Origin of the sequence: Aquimarina sp. MAR_2010_214, from assembly GCF_002846555.1 — a bacterium.
Lineage (GTDB): Bacteria > Bacteroidota > Bacteroidia > Flavobacteriales > Flavobacteriaceae > Aquimarina.
The window spans coordinates 1,768,736-1,789,298 of record NZ_PJMS01000001.1; the positions used below are offsets into that span (position 1 = coordinate 1,768,736).

At 39.1% G+C, this 20,563-nt stretch carries 4 protein-coding genes; all 4 read left to right on the forward strand.

The features are described from left to right. Positions 1-645: 645 nt before the first annotated feature. The 4 genes from ATE84_RS07545 to ATE84_RS07560 all read left to right on the forward strand — a co-directional run bounded on the left by ATE84_RS07545 (position 646) and on the right by ATE84_RS07560 (position 20,562). The gene (locus ATE84_RS07545) at positions 646-8,235 is read left to right on the forward strand and encodes a non-ribosomal peptide synthetase (RefSeq protein WP_143273591.1); all 7,590 of its coding nucleotides are present in this window, start codon (positions 646-648) and stop codon (positions 8,233-8,235) included. 46 nt (positions 8,236-8,281) lie between these two features. Beyond that, on the forward strand, positions 8,282-12,655 hold the full coding sequence (locus ATE84_RS07550; protein WP_101447230.1) for a type I polyketide synthase: 4,374 nt from the start codon (positions 8,282-8,284) through the stop codon (positions 12,653-12,655). Positions 12,656-12,661: 6 nt separating this feature from the next. Beyond that, positions 12,662-16,042 (forward strand): non-ribosomal peptide synthetase, encoded by a 3,381-nt coding sequence (locus ATE84_RS07555; RefSeq protein WP_101447232.1) that lies wholly within the window; start codon positions 12,662-12,664, stop codon positions 16,040-16,042. Between the two features lie 86 nt (positions 16,043-16,128). After that, a complete protein-coding gene (locus ATE84_RS07560) occupies positions 16,129-20,562 on the forward strand; it encodes a type I polyketide synthase (RefSeq protein ID WP_101447234.1) in 4,434 nt (1,477 codons plus the stop codon). Position 20,563: the final 1 nt, after the last annotated feature.

Consider the following 20,563-nt stretch of genomic DNA (forward strand, 5'->3'; position numbering starts at 1 on the left):
AAAGATACTAACCTGAGAACATTACCTTCGATATGAGCTTTCCGCTCATTCCTTATTGGATAATCAATATAAAAAACACGCAAGAGTGTCTTATTATGTTTGTTTGGGCAACACCAAGTGATCAGAAAAGGTATCTTGAAATCGATCAAAGTAAGCAGAGTATACCTACTCTTTCCACTTAGAGAAAAGTAAATGATTGGTTTTTTTAATATGTTTCCTGTTGAACAGTGCTGTTTAGTATCCTAATAATTCAAAACCATTGAGTTAAGTAAAGAAAACCAATAGCAATTGCTTGTGTCTTGGTAAGTAATCATTAAATGACGCCTTGTTTAATGGTATCAAGTGCATGCTGACTCTAGGTTTCCGTTTAATTGCTAAATTGATTACATCAAATCTATCATACAGATTGATGTTACGAATACAATTACAATTACTTTGCGTGTTAGAAAACATAGCAGAAACATAGTTAATATAAAAAATCTTTTCGTTGTCAACTTCCAAGTATCCTTACCTCCTTAGGCAATGGCTCTTGGAGTGGCTTAGATAACCCTTAATATTCCAAAAATACTGTTATAATTCACTTTAAAAGGTTAAGTAATCTGGATTTTGACATAATCCTTATGATATTCTCTTAACCTGAAAAAGTTGAGCAAAAAACTTGTTGAAAAAATGCGAGAACTACTAGAGAAACTTAAACAACTGGGTGTCAGTGTGTCAATGGTCGGTGACCAGTTGGATATCCAAGCCCCTAAAGGGACGATGACCCCGACTTTACTACAAGAAATTAAACAGTATAAGAAAGACTTGATAGATTTGTTAAGAGGACAAAATGATATCCGACAGCAGATTCCAGTTGCTGCAAAACAAACTAACTACGTATTATCTTCTGCGCAGCAACGTTTGTGGGCACTAAGTCAGGTAACCGGTGGTAACCAAGCCTATAATATGCCTAGTGTATTTGAACTTTCAGGTTCACTAGATATTCCTATGCTAGAAAAGGCTTTTACAGCTTTGATCGAACGTCATGAAATCTTACGTACTGCTTTTATACTTGATCAGAAAGGAGAACCACGGCAAAACATTATAGATGTTAATCAATATAGATTCCAGCTTCAATATGAAGTACTAGAGGATAAGGAAGTGGACAATTTGCTTAGCGAGAGCCTCCAGAAGGAACTAGCACATGAGTTTGATCTTTCTTTAGGTGTACTGATCCATGCCAAACTCTTAAAAACGAAAGATCAATCTCATATCTTATGCTTGGTGATGCATCACATCATTAGTGATGGTTGGTCTGCTCAGGTGATGGCTAAGGAACTATTTGCATTTTATGAAGGCTTTCTTTCTAGGCAAACTATCACCTTACCTCCATTAACTATTCAATATAAGGATTATGCCACATGGCAACAAAAGGAGTTGAAGCAAGAAGCAATGCAAGAACATCAAAATTATTGGTCAACTCAGTTTCAAGGAGAAGTCCCGGTACTTAACTTATCCGGATACCAATCTCGTCCAATACTTAAAACCTATCAGGGCAATACAATCCGACATAGTTTGGATCAAGGATTGTTAGATAATTTCAGATTTCTATGCCAGTCTAGTCAAGCCACTTTATATATGGGATTGCTCACTGTAACAAAAATACTGCTTCAACGATATACAGGGCAGCAAGATATTGTAATCGGTTCACCAGTTGCAGGAAGAGATTATTCAGAACTCCATGATCAGGTTGGTTTCTATATAAATACATTGGCTATAAGAACGCAGCTAGATCAAGATGACAATTTTTCGACTTCATTAGAAAAAGTGAAACAGCAAGTCCTTGATACACAGTCTCATCAAGAATATCCCTTCGATACATTATTAGAAGAGTTAGATATGAACTTTGATGTGAGTCGTAACCCTCTCTTCGATGTGATGATGACATTACAGAGCTTTGATCATTCGACAGGATCAACAAAACTGCAAGATTTGGAAGTAAGACCTTATCATGCACCTGAATTGAGGACTAGTAAGTTGGACCTGGAGTTTGTATTTTTACCTCAAGCTGATGGACTTGAACTTCAACTTACCTACAATTCTGATATTTATGATGAAGTCTTCATTTGCCGCATGGCAGAGCATTACTTCCTTCTATTGGAAGAACTGATTGCTCAACCTAAAGCACCCTTTCACATGCTGAACTACTTGAGCAAAAGTGAATATGAGCAATGGGCAAAACCTTGGAACATATCACAAACTCCTTTTCCTAAGAATAAAACTTTCATTAAGTTATTTGAGGACCAAGTGCAACGAAACCCAGATTTGATAGCAGTGGTGGTAGAGAATCGAGAAATCAGTTACGATGAACTGAATGGATTAGCAAATCAGTTGGCAACTTATCTCTCATGGGAGAAATCAGTAGAGATGCAAGATTTTGTAGGAGTGCGGCTGGAAAGAAGTGAGTGGTTGGTGATCACTTTTCTATCTCTGATGAAACTTGGTGCAGTATATGTGCCAATTGATACTAATTACCCAGCTTCAAGAACAGATTATATCAAAAAAGATAGTGGTTGTAATCTGATTATCGAACAAAATATTATTAAAGACTTTCAGGCCCATGCCGATAATTTGACAGTTGATCGCTTCGAACCAAAAGTAACCCTACGAGATTTGGCCTATGTAATTTATACATCAGGGTCAACAGGAGTCCCAAAGGGTGTCATGGTTGAACATGGCAATTTACTAAACCTTTGTTTTTGGCATAATGAGACCTATGAGGTCGAGTCTGATTCAAGAGGTACTCTTTTTTCAGGGATTGCCTTTGATGCCTCTATTTGGGAATTCTGTCCCTATTTGTTGCAAGGAGCAACATTGTATCCTATTACAGAGGATGTAACACGAGTAGATGTGACCAAACTTGGAGCGTATTGTAGAGAATACGAAATAACGCACGCATATTTCCCAACGCAGATATGTCAGGAAATTGTAGTACAAAAAGTCAAGATGCCCTCTATGAAAATTTTGACTGGGGGAGATGTTCTTAAAATTAATGACTTAGGAGGATTGGATATTTACAATAACTATGGCCCTACCGAAAATACAGTGGTTGCTACTAGTTATCGTTTAAAAGAAGGACTATCTGCTTCTATACCTATTGGTCGGCCTATAGCCAATACACAAGTCTATGTGTTAGATCAATACCAGCAACCATTGCCCACAGGAGCTGTCGGTAACTTGTTCATTACAGGGGAAAGTGTAGCACGTGGTTATCTGAACCAACCTGAGTTGACTCAAGATAGATTTTTGGAAGACCCATTTGTGAAGGGCCGCAGGATGTATAACACTGGAGATTTAGTTAAAGTACTTCCTGATGGTAACATCGCTTTTGTGGGTAGAAATGATAACCAGGTAAAAATTCGGGGATATCGCATCGAATTGGGAGAAATAGAAAGCCAATTATTAAAATGCACTGGGATACTCCAAGCAGTGGGTGAAGTTCAAGAATACGAAGATAGCAAGAGCATAGTAGCTTATCTGGTTTCTGAAGGGCCTTTGAATAAAAACAAAACCCAAGAGCAACTTAAACACTTCTTACCTTCTTACATGGTACCTAAATTCTTTGTGTCAGTCGACACCATACCTCTTACGGTCAATGGAAAGGTGGACAAGTCTAAATTACCTAAGCCTAAGAGGGAAGATATGATAATGGTCACTTATGAAGCTCCCGAAACTGATTTAGAAAAGGCCTTGGTAGCGATTTGGGAAGAAGCGCTTGGAATTACTAATATCAGTACGACGGCAGCAATTTTTGATTTAGGAGGGAATAGCTTGAACATTATCAAGATCATTAATATGATCAAGGCTCGGTTGGGGTATGAAATTGCTTTTGAAGAAGTTTTTCAGTACCCAAGCATCCGTGAACTGATTCCCTTACTCAGAAAAGATACTTATCGTCCCATTGCCTGCATAGAAGCACAAAACGACTATCCATTGACCTCGGCGCAGCTGAGATTTTGGATTCTCTGCCAGATGGAAAATATCAATGTAGCCTATAACATGCCATACACTCTCAAAATGCAAGGGCAAGTAGATGAGGAGGCCCTATACAAAGCCTTCCTTCAACTTATCAAAAGGCATGAGTCACTACGAACGTGTTTTGAAGAAAATGGTAATGGAGAAGTTCGCCAAAAGGTGATTCCTGTGGATATGCTGAAATTTCAAATGCCTATAAAAGAAGTTGATGAAGCAGCATTACCTACATTGATCTCAACCTTTAATAATAGCTCTTTTGATTTGTCTTTGGCTCCGTTGCTTCGTGCCAGCTTGTTTAAAGTAAGCAGTGATGAGGTTTATCTTTGTTTCAACTTACATCACATCGTGGGTGATGGTCAGTCATTATTGATATTAGTAGAGGAATTGGCAATTTGCTATAATGTTATAGTAACTGCTAGAGCGGTAACATTGCCGAAGCTCAAGGTTCAATACAAAGACTATGTGAACTGGGCAACAATACAATTAGAAAATGATGCGGAAAAAGAAGAACATTTTTGGTTAGAAGAACTATCTGGGGAACTTCCAGTAATTAATATACCTACTTACAGACCCAGGCCGATAACCCAAACCTTTGATGGTGCTTACTTGACTCAGAATCTTGAACCAATATTGACAAAAGAGCTCATTAACTTTGCGCACCAGCAAGAGGCGACAGTCTTTATGACCTGTTTGGCAGCGCTTAATGGTTTACTTTCTAAATACACAAATCAAACAGACATCGTGCTGGGGACACCCGTATCTGGCCGATCACACAAGGATTTAGAGCAGCAGATAGGTCTTTATATCAACACAGTTCCTATTAGAACACAGTTCCAGTCTACAGACTCTTTTGTTGATCTATTGGCAACACAAAAAAGAACCTTATTAAGGGCCTATGCTAATTCGAATTACCCTTTTGGGGAACTGGTCAATAAACTCCCCTTACACCGTGATCCAAGTCGTTCACCGATCTTCGATGTACTGGTTATTCATCAACAGCAAAGTGAATCTAAAACCGATATCAGCAGCGCTTTCCAAGGGGTTCAGTGTGAGCCGCAGGACTTAGGAGAGAACAAAGCGAGCAAATTTGACATGACTTTCTCCTTTGTTGAGGATCAGAGTAACTTATCCATAGGAGTAGAGTATAATACCAATCTTTATGAAGCTTCGTTTATTCAGGATATGATGAGTAACTTTCAGGTTTTTCTGAAGGAGGCCATACGACAACCATCGAAGGAGTTGGTACATACCAAATGCCTTACATCAATGCAGGAACAAAGAATATTGAAGGTGTTCAATAATACATCAGTTGACTATGATCAAAGTGATACTATAGTATCACTATTTCAAAATCAGGTCAAGTTAATACCAGAGCAGACTGCATTGATTTGCCATAGAGAAACACTGTCTTACAGAGCATTAGATGAGAAATCCACTCTATTAGCCTTATATCTCCAATCAAAAGGAATTCGTACTGGTGATACAGTCGGTATCTGTATGGGTAGATCTTTAGACATGATGGTGGGAATTCTTGGAGTATTGAAATCTGGAGCGGCTTATTTACCATTGGATCCCTTTTATCCGTTGGATCGTTTGGACTACATCATTGACCATAGTCAGACGGATTATGTGTTGACCGATGAAGGTACACGTCACATGTTGACAACAAAGGTAAGAACTATTGTACTTCAGGATGAGGCAATCTGGTCTTCGTCGATGACTTCGTTCACCTTTGTACCCGAAAGGTTGTCACCTGCTTATGTCATTTATACCTCTGGATCTACTGGTAAGCCTAAAGGAGTACAGGTATCACATCAAAACTTGGTGAATTTTATTATAGGAATGAATCAAACCTTTGGTCAAAGTACTGACCGGGATACCTGGTTGGCTGTTACGAGTATTAGCTTTGATATTTCGATTTTAGAATTGCTCTGGACTTTGACTCGAGGAAATAAGGTGGTGATGCATCTGGATAGGCCTGTTCAGATAAGCCCACAACCGAAGATAGACTTTAGTCTTTTCTATTTTCCTACAGGTCAGGGTACATCTACAAATAAGTATCAATTATTGTTAGAAGGTGCCAAGTATGCTGATAAGCATCGTTTTGAATCTATTTGGGTTCCTGAACGTCACTTTCACGAATTTGGAGACCAGTTTCCCAACCCTGCCATTGCTGCAGCGGCAGTTTCAACCTGTACAGAACATATTAAGCTCAGGTCGGGAAGTGTCGTACTGCCATTGCATGACCCGGTTAGGGTAGCAGAAGAGTGGTCTATGATCGATAACCTTTCCAAAGGGAGGGTTGAGCTATCCATTGCTTCCGGATGGCACCCAAATGATTTTGTGCTTGCTCCAGATGATTATCAGAATCGTCATGCGATCATGAGGGAGGGTATTCAGACACTCCAACATCTCTGGAAAGGAAACACCATCACGCGAAAAAATGGAGTAGGAAAAGATTACGAGTTTAGGATACATCCAAACCCAATACAGCAGGAGTTGCCCATTTGGATCACTGCTGCCGGCAGTGTTGATACTTTTAAATATGCAGGCGAGATTGGAGCCAATATTCTTACTCATTTATTGGGGCAGAGCATTGAAGATCTGATTGAGAAGATCGGCTCCTACAGACAGGCATTAAAAGACAATGGCCATGATCCTAACAAAGGAAAAGTAGCGTTGATGTTACATACCTTTGTTAGTGATGATAGTACATATGTCAAAAAGGTAGTAGAAGCCCCTTTCAAAGCTTATTTAAAAAACTCCCTCAACTTGTTGAAACCCTTAGCAGAAGAACAGGGTCTCAATGTAGAGGATGACATAGATACTCTCCTGGATATTGCCTTTTTGAGGTTTTACAATACTAGTAGTTTGTTCGGCACACCTGACAGTTGTATGGAGGTTGTAAATCAACTTTACCAAAGAGGGGTCAATGAGATTGCCTGCCTGATTGATTTTGGTATAGAAGAGGAGTTGGTACTGGCTAACTTGCAAAATCTTAATAAATTGAAAGAACGTATTCGCCGGACGCATCACCAATATATCTATATGGTCGATTACATGGAGCAATTGGGAAAGGAAGAAACCATACCTGCACTTATCCAGCATTATCAGGTTTCACATTTGCAAGCAACACCATCCTTCTATGAAGAATTATTGTTAGATAAGGAGGGCAAGCAAGCACTTAAAACAATTGACACATTACTCGTTGGTGGTGAGACTTTGAAAGGTGCGCTGGCAAAACAATTATTGCAAGTAATTGAAGGTCCCATCTATAATATGTATGGACCTACCGAGACGACCATCTGGTCGGCGGTCAAAAAAGTTGGTACTGCTGATAATATTACTATTGGTCAACCGATTGCCAATACCCAAATCTATATCTTAAATCCAGAACTACAATTGTGTCCTATAGGAGTTTCAGGTGAACTGTACATCGGAGGAGATGGGGTGACTCTCGGATACCTACATAACCTTTTACTGACCAAAGAGCGTTTTGTGGAAAGCCCTTTTGTTAATGGACAGAGGTTGTACAAAACCGGTGATCTAGCTCGCTGGTTACCTCATGGAGAATTGGAATTTTTGGGACGAATGGATCGGCAAGTCAAAATTCGAGGGTATAGAATAGAGTTGGAGGAAATCGAAAATGTAGCCCTCGAAATACCCGAAGTAAGTCAGTGTGTCGTGCTTACTTGGAATAAAAATGAGCAAATCGGTCTAACAGCCTATCTTAAAAGTGAACAACACTATACAGAAAACGATGTAAAAGCCTTTTTGCGTGCTCGTCTACCCGCCTACATGGTTCCTCAAAGTGTAGTAGTCCTAAAAGAGTTTCCTTATACTCCTAATGGAAAAGTAGATACCAAGAAACTTCCTGTCGAAGAGTATGAGGAGGCGATGACTACAGTTTATGTTGCCCCAAGAAATGAGATGGAAAGAAAATTGGCCAAACTCTGGGCAGAGTTCCTACAATTAGACCAGGTAGGTATAGAAGACAATTTCTTTGAAATTGGAGGGAATTCAATGAAAGTGTTTCAATTGCTCCCCGTCCTTAATGAAGCATTGGGATTGGATTTAAAAATCATTACTTTTTTTCAGTTTCCCACGGTTAGGATGCTCACTGAAAACCTCAAAGCGAAGGAAGAGGCACAGAAAACAGTGGTAGAAGAAAATGAGATGGAAAATGTCGACGACCTGCTCGACTTTATGGACACTATATAGCGGGAATATTCACTAAAAAGCAATCACCACAAACATAACAAACACAATGAAAAGAGATATTGCAATCATTGGTGTCTCTGGGAGATTTCCTAAGTCTAAAGACATCAACACCTTTTGGAAAAACTTAGTCGACGAAGAAGAGTTGATCTATTTTTTCTCAGAAGAAGAATTATTGGAAAAAGGATTGAAAAAAAAGGAGTTGGAATCATCGGATTATATCAAGGCGGCTTCCTTTATTGAAAATTCTCATAAGTTTGATTATCCCTTCTTCCGTTATACTCTAGATGAAGCTAAGGTGATGAACCCACAGACGCGCATGATGCACCAATTAGTTTGGGAGGCATTGGAGGATTCAGCTACAGACATCGATCGGTATCGTAAAAAGATAGGAATTTTTGTAGGAGCGAACAAGGACCTAAATTGGAGTCTACATGCTGCCCTTACCGAAAATCCTAATGTAGATGAGCTAATGAAGAGTAAACTGGTCAATCCTAACTTTATGGGTTCATTGATCGCCTATAAAATGAACTTCAAGGGGCCTTGTTACTTTCTTGATACAGCCTGCTCGACTTCCTTAAGTACGGCTCACTTGGCTTGTAGAAGTCTTTTGCTCAATGAGTGTGGTATCGCTCTTGTAGGGGGTATTCGCTTACTGTCCTTTGAGGATAATGGTTATACTTACGTGCCAGGATCTATAATGTCCCATGATGGACATAACCGGAGTTTTGATGCCAGTTCTACGGGAACTATTGGTGCCGATGGGGCTGGGGTAGTGGTTCTGAAACGTTTAGAAGAAGCGCTAAAGGACGGAGACCATATCTATGCCGTCATCAAAGGTTCAGCCATGAACAATGATGGCGATTCGAAGGCAGGCTACACCATGCCTAGTGTCCAGGGGCAAACAGAATGTATCAAATTAGCCCACAAAATAGCAGGAGTTGTCCCTTCAGATATTACTTATGTTGAGGCACATGGCACGGGTACAAAAATAGGTGATCCTATTGAAATTGAGTCACTGAACATCGCTTTTAATAATACTACTAAGCATAGTTGCGCTATTGGTTCCATCAAGTCAAATATGGGACATGCAGATGAGGCGGCAGGTATTGCAGGTTTATTAAAGACTACTTTGGCACTCAAACATAAAACAATTCCAGCCAGTATCCATTATATAAAAGCTAATCCTACTATCGGTTTTTCGGAAGGCCCTTTTCATGTCAATGTAAAGACCAAGGCTTGGGAGAAAAAAGAAGATAAGCCTCTAATAGCAGCAGTAAGCTCGCTCGGTATAGGGGGAACCAATGTGCACATGATACTCGGTGAGGCTCCCCAACGTGATACAAGTGGAGAAGAAGTGAAGTATAAACTAATTCGCTATTCTTTAAAAAGTGAATCCGCTCTGGACAAATACAGGATAAAATTAGCTGATTTTATCGACAATAATGAAGAAGTCAATCTTATGGATTTGACTTATACATTTCAGGTAGGACGAAAAAGTTTCTATCATGGTAATTTTATGGTGGTGCAAAATAAAAAGGATTTACTCGACCAACTACGCACCAAGAGTATTAAGTCTCATGAATTGCGTCCTAAACAACAAATGGTCTTTATGTTTTCAGGACAGGGCAGTCAGTATTTCAACATGGGCAAGGGCTTGTATAATAGTATTCCCCTTTTCAAGGAAATCATGGATCAAGGGTTCAACTATCTTAACAAGAAGACATCCCAAGACTATAAAACCATACTGTATGGTGAAAAAGATGAGGCTCAAAAAATCAATCAGACTGCCTTTACACAACCCATACTGTTCTTATTCGAATATGCCTTGGCTAAGGTCTTAATGGTCTACGGTTTGCAGCCTGACTATTTGATTGGGCATAGTTTGGGAGAATATACCGCAGCTTGTATCAGTGGAGTGTTTACCTTAGAGGTAGGTTTAGATATCGTTTGTCAAAGAGCAGCATTAATGGCCTCTGTAGAAGGAGGAGATATGCTCAGTGTGGGTATGCCCATCAATGAGATTCCCTTGGAGTGGATAGATCAAGTGTCTGTAGCAGCTATCAACTCACCAGACACTTTTGTGCTGTCGGGTACCAAGGAGCAAATGGCCAGAGTAAGCGATCAATTGAAAGAACAAGAGGTGCCTTGCACCCTATTGAAAACATCCCATGCTTTCCATTCGAAAATGATGGAAACTATGTTAGATGAGTTTGAAGATAAACTGAAACAAGTCAACTTCAAGCCACCCACCATTCCTTTTATCTCCAATTTGACAGGTGAATTAATTTCGGATGAAGAGGCTACTTCGATTAAGTATTGGAGTGCCCATATAACTGGAACGGTACAGTTCCAAAAGGGCATAAAACATCTCATGGATATGAACTATACCTTGTTAGTAGAGGTAGGACCAGGTAATACATTGACTACCTTTAGTCGCCAGGGAATGATACCAGGAGATTTTAATGCAGCTATCAATACGATCAAGCATCCTAAGGATAAAATGGATGATGAAAAGTATTTTGCTACTTTCTTAGGGCACTTGTGGGTACATGGTTATGATATCGACTGGCAGAGCTTCTATGAAGGGAAGAGTTTTAAGAAGATACCTGCACCTACTTATGCTTTCGACGCATTTGAGTTACCTACAAAGGTCGATGTCAATGAACTGCTACAGTCTGGAAAGACGAACCGGCCGGTTTTTATTCAGAAAGCAGAGACTGAGGATTTTCTATATGTTCCTTCTTGGAAACATGTGCCTGCCAAAAAACAAAAATGTCTGAAGGAAACACAAGACACTTACCTGTTCCTTTCTGACGGATCAGAAAGAAACTCAAGTCTTAAAGTTGGACTGCAAAGTGCCAACAAGAAGGTAATTGAAATCAGACAGGATACAGAATATAGAGTTTCAAAAGATATAGTCCATTTCAATCTAGAAGATTCTCGGGATTGGAAAAAACTATGGGAGAACTTGAATCAAAAGGGAATTCAGGTAAGCGCGTTAATCGATACTTGTACCGGAAGAACAGAAGGTACAAAAATTATGGATAGCTTCCTTAACCTGCTCAAGGGCTACTTGGGCAGTGACCATACGCACCAACTTTGCTTTGTGATTTTAAGTGAGGAAAGTTGCGAAGTGACGGGTGTAGAAAACAAAAAAGGATATTGCGAACACATAGCCACGATGCTACAGGTAGCAACCCAAGAAAACCCTCTCCTGAATGGAGGCCAATTAGATTGGGATGGTATAGGAGAAACCGAAAAACTAGCACTGCAGTTGGTTGAAGAGATTAACCGTAATGAAAAATTCTTTCGGGTTGCCTTTAGAAATGGGCGCAGGTGGTTACCCTATTTCGAAACAGTACCTTTAGAAGAGGGCTTTGAGAATCCAATCATACAATCAAATGGCGTATACCTTATCACTGGGGGAAGTAGTGAGGCAGAGTACTTTTTGGCAAAGCACCTGTTACAGAAGTATGATGCCCAAGTAATCATACTTTCTCACCAAATATTGGCGGACCAGCTGCCTAATGGAAAGGGAACTTTGTGGACCGAGTTGCATCAAAAATACCCCAAGCTCAGTATAGAGCATAGCGATTTGACGAATAGGGAGACCTTTACTGAGACAGTAAATAACCTCATTAGTCGTTTTTCTAGGATCGATGGTATAATTCATTCGCATAAGGATTCTGAAGAAATAACGGCTTTAGTAGAAGAGTTGTCAACAGACATACTCAAGAAACAAAGTATAGCAAGAGTTGATAGCTTAACTTACATTGGCGCTATTTTTAAGGATAGAAAACCGGATTTTATCAAAGTAATCTCTAGTCTTTCCTCTTTTTTGGGAGGTATTGCTTATGGTGCCTATGCCAGTGTACATACTCTGATGGATCAAAAATCCTTGTATGAACTACAGTTTGAAGGAGACTTTAGTGTGTTGAATCTGGATAGAATTTCTGAGAAAGATCAGTGGTTAAGAGAACAAGAACTGATTACAGCTTTTGAATATTCCTTCCAACGAACAGATCTTCCGCAGTTATTAGTATCCAAGAGGGATATCAATTCTCCGCAGAAAACTTTCCAGCAACAAATGCAACAAAGTATTGAAGTGACAATGGTCAACAGGTTGGGGTTACAAAACAATTTTGAACCAGCCGAAACGGAAACACAAGGGGCAGTAATCCATCTTTTTGAAGAATTGTTCGGACTGAAAGGGATTGGTATTCAGGATGATTTCTTTGAACTTGGTGGAGATTCCTTGAAAGGAATGATGATCATTAATAAAATAAAAAAGACCATGAAGGTATCCTTGAAAATTTCGGATCTGTTTTCTAATTCATCAGTTACAGCTATTGCAGGTTTGATCGAAGAAAAGCAATGGCTCCAACAAGACAAAGAAGAACTCAATGAGATGGTAATTTAATCGATTATGAGAACATTATTAAAAGAACTAAGAGATAACAATATATTTATCACGCTGCAAGGTGACAACTTAAAGCTAAAGTTTGAGCAAAAGGTATTTCCTCCTTCTTTATTAGAAAAAATCAAAACTAATAAGGCAACTATCGTTGGATACTTAAAGGAACATCAAGGTATTGAAACATCTTTGTTTGACATCGAGCCCTTGACTGTATCCAATACTTCTGGCCACCAACTTTCATCTTCGCAGATGAGAATGTGGGTACTTAGTCAGTTTGAAGATGCTTCATTGGCCTATCACCTACCTAATATCGTAACACTCAAAGGGAATTATGATATAGCACTACTAAAAAAAGCTGTCATGTCAGTTATCGACAGACATGAGATACTGCGTACGGTTTTCAAAGAGAGTGATTCAGGGGAGCCTTATCAATGGATTTTGGGTCGGGAGGAATTGGATTTTGATATAGACTGTATTGACCTTAGAAAGGAGAAAGCAGTTGATCAGTACATCCAAAACTACATTTTAGAAGATAATGCTCAATCTTTTGATTTACATCATGGTCCCTTATTGAGGGTAAGCCTTTTTCAGATTAGTGAATCTGATTATACCATTTATTATAATATGCACCATATCATTAGTGATGGTTGGTCTATGGGCATTCTTGCCAAAGATGTGCTGCACTTCTACCATAGTTATGTCAATGAAAAAGAAACTGATATCACTCCTTTGCGTATTCAGTACAAAGATTACGCTGCCTGGCAGCAAAAACGTCTTTTAACGGCAGAAAGTGGACAAGACCGACAGTTTTGGTTAGAGCAGTTGTCCGGAGAGCTACCTACTCTCCAAATCTCTAGTGGAAAGCAACGCCCTGAAGTTAAAACTTACAATGGGAGAACCTTGAAGAGTTATTTGGATGAAGGTGAAGTAGAAATATTGAAGACCTTCACGGCAAAGCAAGAAGGGAGTCTTTTTATTACGCTCTTGGCTTTATGGAATGTTCTTCTATATCGTTACTGTTCTCAAAAAGATATTATCATCGGTTCACCTGTTGCAGGAAGGGATCATATTGACTTAGAGCAACAGATTGGGTTTTATGTAAATACTTTGGTATTTCGAAATGTACTATCTTCTGAGCTTTCTTTTGAGGAATTTTATCATCAGGTTAAGCAACGTACGTTGGAGGTTTACCAGCACCAAAGTTATCCTTTTGATTTATTGGTCGACGAATTAGAATTACGTCGAGATACATCACGTAATGCGGTATTTGATGTGATGTTGGTTCTTCAAAACACAGAAAAACACCGTGAGGCTACCATTCTACAACCAGGTGAAACAGAAAAAATTAGCGTGTTAGGTGAAAGCTATGCCAAGTTTGATTTAGAAATTCTTTTCGAGGAAGATGGAGATCATTTCTCGTTTAAAGTAGATTATAACACAGATGTTTTTGAACAAGAAACGGTTATTGGCTTAATGAGGCATTTCAAACAGTTGTTGTCTAATACTTTGAAAGAGCCAAGTCAGTCCATTGGAGGTATTAATATTCTCAGTCAAAAGGAAATAGATCAGATAATATTGGAGTTTAATCGCCCCATAAACCCCAAACCAGTAGAAAAAACAATAATTGACCTCTTTCAAACTCAAGTACAACAAGTGCCAGAGCAAGTGGCCCTCGTGGTAGAGGATAAAAAGATATCCTATCAAGAATTAGATAAAATCTCAAATCGTTTAGCCATCTACCTCCACCATACGTATCATTTAACAGAAAATGAATTAATTGGAGTCATGTTACCACGCTCTGAATGGCTAGTGATTTCACTATTGGCTATCATGAAATGTGGTGCAGCTTACGTTCCTATTGATTTAGGATATCCCGAGTCAAGGAAAAACTATATCAAAGAGGATGCAGCTTGTAGGTTAGTAGTCGATGAGTATCTCATTTCAGACTTTCAAATGAATTCTATTACTAATGAAAAAGATATAATTTTATGTCCTCCCCAGCCTACGGACCTTGCTTATGTGATCTATACCTCGGGATCCACAGGAAACCCTAAAGGGGTTATGTTGTCACATAGTAGCGTGGTCTCCTTCTTACAAAATATTGATGCACAATTAGGATTTTCAAAGCAAAAAGTGGTCGCGGCCACTACCAATATTACCTTTGATATCTCTGTATTAGAGTTGTTTGGCCCATTGGTTCATGGAAAACAGATAGTGTTGTTTGTCGAGGAGGATTTATTGGAGCCTGTACGCTTCCTAAAACGATTGGAACAGGCAGGAGTTGAAGTATTACAACTTACACCTTCCAGATTGCAGCAAGTAGCAGATAGACTATTAAAAACTCCTCTACCCAGCTTACAACGCTTAATTGTTGGAGGAGAAGCCTTTCCTAAAGAATATTATGAGCAATTTAAACAAGTAGGTGCTATTCCAGTTGTCAATGTATACGGTCCCACCGAGACTACTATTTGGAGCACTGCCTTGGATATTTCTACTTCAAAACAACTCTCAGTCGGAAAACCATTGCAAAACGAGCAGGTACTTATCCTCAATAAACAAGGTACTCTACAACCTTTAGGTGTCATTGGTGAAATCTGTATCGGAGGACAAGGCTTAGCCAAAGGTTATTGGAATAGGCCAGAACTGACAAAAGAAAAATTCATCAACCATCCTTACGAAAAAGAACAAAAACTTTACAGAACAGGTGATTTAGGGAAATGGTTGCCTGATGGGAATATTCTCTGCTTAGGTAGGGAGGATGATCAGGTCAAGGTAAGAGGACATCGCATTGAACTAGGTGAAATTGAATACCATCTTCAATCCAAGGATAACATCCAGAAAGCAGTAGTGATGGTGAGTAATTCTCAAACAGTAGAAAAGGAACTGGTGGCTTATCTAGTATCAGCATCAGAACTGAACTCTAGTGATCTAAGAACCTATTTATCTTCAATAGTACCTGACTATATGATTCCTGAGCATTATGTTCAACTAGAGGATATTCCTTTAATGGTCAGTGGTAAAGTAAACAAACGGGCATTGCCCGACCCAAAGGGGATTGGTTTGTCTACTGGTACAACTTATATCGCTCCAAGAAATGAAGTAGAAGAACGCCTAGTTCAAATACTGAATGAGATGTTAGAGAAGAAAAAAGACGAAATCAGTGTGAGCGATAACTTTTTCGATTTGGGAGCCAACTCTGTTAAACTCATAAAAATACTTAATACCATTAATAAAGAATTTGATATGGACCTCAAGCCTATTATGCTCTTCCAATACCCTAATATTAATGATTTAGTCGAAAACGTTTTTTACTTTAAAAAACAGGTGAATGAAGACAACGAGGACCTATCACAAGATTTAGAAGACATAATAGACCTTATGGAGGGCTAATAATAACAATAGGGGTACATTTATTATAGTGTGCTCCAAAACTTGGATTTATTATCCAAACACAAAAATATGATCAATACTTATTTATGAAAGAGCTATCTAGGAAAAAAGACATTGCTATTGTGGGAGTTTCGGGAAAATTTCCACAATCAGACAACATCCAACTATGGTGGGATAACCTGGCAGAAGGAAAAGAGCTGGTTCACTTCTACTCTGACCAAGAACTACAGACCGCCGGAGTTAATGAAGAGACTCTTGCTAAAGACAACTACATCAAAGCAGGTTCCTTCATTGACAATCCAGAGCATTTTGATCATGCTTTTTTTGGGTATACAAAAGAAGAAGCCGCATTGATGGACCCTCAAGTAAGGGTGATGCATGAGCAAGTATGGAAAGCTTTAGAGGATGCAGGTTGTGAATTATCTACCTATCAGGGTAAGATAGGTCTCTATTTGGCAGCCTCTGATAATGTCAACTGGAAGGCATATGAGACAATGAACCAAAATGAAAAAGTATCGCCTTTTTTCTCGGCCAGATTGGCAGATAAGAACTTTATCAGTACATTAATTTCCTATCGACTTGACCTAAAAGGGCCTAGCCTTTTTGTTGATACAGCTTGTTCAGGATCTCTGGTTGCAGTACATATGGCTTGTCGGAATTTGTTGTTAAAAGAGTGTAATATTGCAATAGCTGGAGGAGTGAGTATTGATAGTACTATATATAAAGGTTATTTTCATGAATCAGGGATGATTGCCTCCAAAGATGGGCATTGTAAAACTTTTGATCATGATGCTTCAGGTACAGTTTGGGGAGAAGGGGCAGGAGCTGTGGTGCTGAAGCGTTGGGAAGATGCCATTAGGGATAAAGATAATATCTATGCCATTATTCGGGCCACCGCTGTCAACAATGATGGCAGGCGTAAGGTAGGCTTTACTGCTCCCAGTGTAGAGGGTCAATACGATTGTATCAAGATGGCCCATAAAGTGGCTGGCATTACAACAGATTCTATCTCTTACATTGAAGCACACGGCACAGGAACTAGATTAGGAGATCCTATAGAAATCACAGCGCTTAACCAAGCCTTCGGATATAAAACCCAGCATAAATGTGCAATCGGCTCGGTAAAAACTAATATGGGACATCTGGATGCTGCTGCTGGGATAGCAGGCCTACTCAAAACATGTTTAGCTCTTAAAAACAAACAGTTGCCTCCATCACTTAATTTTTCCAAACCTAACCCAGAGATTGATTTTGCATCTGGACCATTTGAAGTTAATACCCAATTACGCCCGTGGAACCAAAAAAATGGAATGCCACGTCGAGCAGGCGTAAGCAGTTTTGGTATTGGGGGTACTAATGCTCATGTTATCTTAGAAGAAGCTTCAGAAGAGAAAGAAGAGGGTAAACAAGACAAGCCTTTTCAGTTATTAGCCTACTCGGCGGATAGCCTTCCTTCTTTGCAGCAGTACGGTAAAGAACTTATTCATTTTTTGAAAAAGAAGAAAGTTAGTCTTCCAAACCTTAGTTATACTCTACAAGATGGGAGACAACGCTTTAAGCATAGACAGTTTATCGTTTGCAAAGATCAACAGGATGCAATAGAGCAATTATCCCAAGATAATCGTCAAATTATCTCTAGGAAAGATAAATTGAGAAAAGTAGTGACTTTCATGTTTCCTGGGCAAGGGAGCCAATACTTTCAAATGGGGAGAGACCTTTATGAAAAAGAGCCTCTTTTTAAAGAGTTTATGGACCAGGGTTTTCAAATTCTTAAGCAGATTACGGGAGAAGATTACGCGGTGATTTTGGGTTATCAGGAAGTAAGCATCACCAATCCAGATCAAATTAACTTTACTGAATATACCCAACCTCTTCTGTTTTTGATATCACATGCTTTGGCCAACTATTTAATGAAACTATCTATCCATCCTAACCATATGATTGGTCATAGCTTGGGTGAATACGTTGCTGCTTGTATCAGCGGAGTCTTTTCATTAGAAGATGGACTAAAGATTATTGTTAAAAGAGCTCAGTTGATGAGCCAGGTAGAGAAAGGTGATATGTTAGGGGTTGGAGCTAATGTGGAAGAAGTTCAATCATTAATGAGTACAAGGCTTTCGATAGCTTCTATCAATACCAAGAGTTCTTGTGTGGTCTCAGGGATGCCCAAGGATATCTCTGAACTAAGTACTATTTTGACTAATAGGGATATCCCTTATACAAAGTTGAAAACATCACATGCCTTTCATTCGGGGATGATGGATAGCATCTTAAAGGAATACGAAACAATCTTATCTCAAGTACAATGGAACACCCCCAAGCAATCTTTTATCTCTAATCTTTATGGAAGAGAGATTAGACCTGAAGAGGCTATGTCTCCTGCTTATTGGGTAAAACATCTGCGTGAAACAGTACGTTTTTCAGAAGGACTGGAATACCTTATGGAAAAAGGAAATGGGATACTAATTGAGGTGGGCCCTGGTAGAACTCTTACTTCCCTTGCAAAGCAAAACCAAACGACAGATCATGAGCATACCATAGTTAATTTACTGAGACACCCCAAGGAAAAAGTGGATGACAATAATTATTTAACTAAAGCCTTGGGTCAGCTTTGGAGTTACGGGATGACCATCGATTGGAAGGTATATCATCAAAATAATGGGAGACTAAAAATCTCAATACCAACTTATGTATTTGATGAAGTTGCATTTCCTGCTAGAGTTAATCCTTTTAATGAAAAAGACTCAGGGATGATATTGTCCCAAGGAGTTAATAGAAGCGCTTACTATAGTAGCAATTGGAAAAAAGGGCTGCTTTCTAAAAAACAAGGAGTATGGACCAAGAATAACAAATACTTGGTTTTTTCTAGTGGAAGTCCGCTTGTACAGGTGTTAATCAAAGAGCTTAAGAATACAGATAACATGGTTATTGTTGTAGAAAAGGCTACACATTTTGAGGCGCAGGTAGACCTAATAAAAATGGACCCAAAAGACCAGACTCATTATACAAAACTATTTCAGAGTATAGAAAAACAGGAATCGATTGCACAGATTATTTATAATTGGGAGATAGCGAAACAAGAAGAAGGACAATTGTTTTCAGAATTTTTCAATCTATTTAGTTTCGGAATGGGACTGGTCAGATATGCTCCTCTAGAGGATAAAAAGCTTACTTTCCTGTCGGACTTTGGATTGCGCGTTATCGCAACAGAACATACTAATGTCAATTTCATGGCGGTCAAATCAATTTCACAAAGCTTTCGACCTGTACATAGCAAAATTTTCACTTGTAGCCTTGATATGGACCAAAATCAGTGTGATAAGGAGCATGTGGCGCAGCTCTTAGCAGAGATTAGGTACAATAGCTCAGAAAGTGAGGTTGCCTATCGTCATGGAATACGATGGTTACCATTCTATGAAGAGCTTAGACCAGATAATAATACTGGTCAATCCCAATTGACTAAGAAAGGAATTTACCTTTTTATAGGAGAAGCTGACCCTTTATCATTACAATTAGCGAAGCATTTGTGTCAAACTTATGATGCTACTGTGGTTTTTGCCGGTAGTGAGTTTCCTGATCAAGAGACTTGGGAAACTGATAGAACAAAAGAAGGGTTGCCTAACGAAATGGCACAAAAACTACAAGAGCAGCAAGAATTCAAGACCCAAGGTGATAAGATTCTCTATTGGCATGTAGATAATGGTAACGTTAAACATTTATCCTCAACAATAGATCGTATCAATGATGATTTTGGGGTCTTGGCAGGAATTATCTATACACAAGCCGAAACATTGAAGAACATCAACCTCTCTGCAACGGATTTGGATAAGAATCTGGTAACCCAACGATTGGAAGAAAGTATTAAAGGGTTTATCACCATATGGGCTTTGAAGCAACAGAGGGAAGTAGGGTTTTTGTGGATTCCCGCAGCACTCAATGCTTTCTTTGGTCAAAATGATCTTAGTATCAATGCTGTCTTTGATGCCTATGTACAAGCTTATCTGGAGCTTCACGCCCACCAACTTGACGATTGGTTTCAAGTATATATCAATGAAAGTGGCTTCGAATCCACGATAAGTACTTTTGAAGATTCACTTCGCTTGCCCTCAGGGCAAACTTTATGGGCTTCATCACAAAACCCTTCTGTACTTCAGGGGCAAGACTTAGAAATTTTGGAGTCAAGTACTGAAACTATAAAAAATAACACCGAGCGACCTACGTTGAGTGTTGTTTATCAAGCTCCTTGTAATGAGGTGGAGAATGGTTTGTGTAAGCTCTGGTCGTCTTTCTTTGGCTATGAGCAAATTGGTGTCAATGATGATTTTTTTGAGTTAGGTGGTGATTCGCTCAAAGCGATGTCTCTACTCCAACGGATACACCAACAATTTGGTATCGAAGTGGGATTACAAGATTTTTACGAAAAAGCTAACATAGCAGCACTGGGAGTGGAGATTGAACTGGCCAACCAACTGATAGCCGTTCAAAAACAAGAAAACAAAAGAAAAACTATAAAAATTTAAA

Bases quoted from the DNA above. Each gene is read 5' to 3' on its own strand.
- ATE84_RS07555 (WP_101447232.1), top strand. From the start codon at position 12,662: ATGAGAACATTATTAAAAGAACTAAGAGATAACAATATATTTATCACG.
- ATE84_RS07550 (WP_101447230.1), top strand. From the start codon at position 8,282: ATGAAAAGAGATATTGCAATCATTGGTGTCTCTGGGAGATTTCCTAAG.
- ATE84_RS07560 (WP_101447234.1), top strand. From the start codon at position 16,129: ATGAAAGAGCTATCTAGGAAAAAAGACATTGCTATTGTGGGAGTTTCG.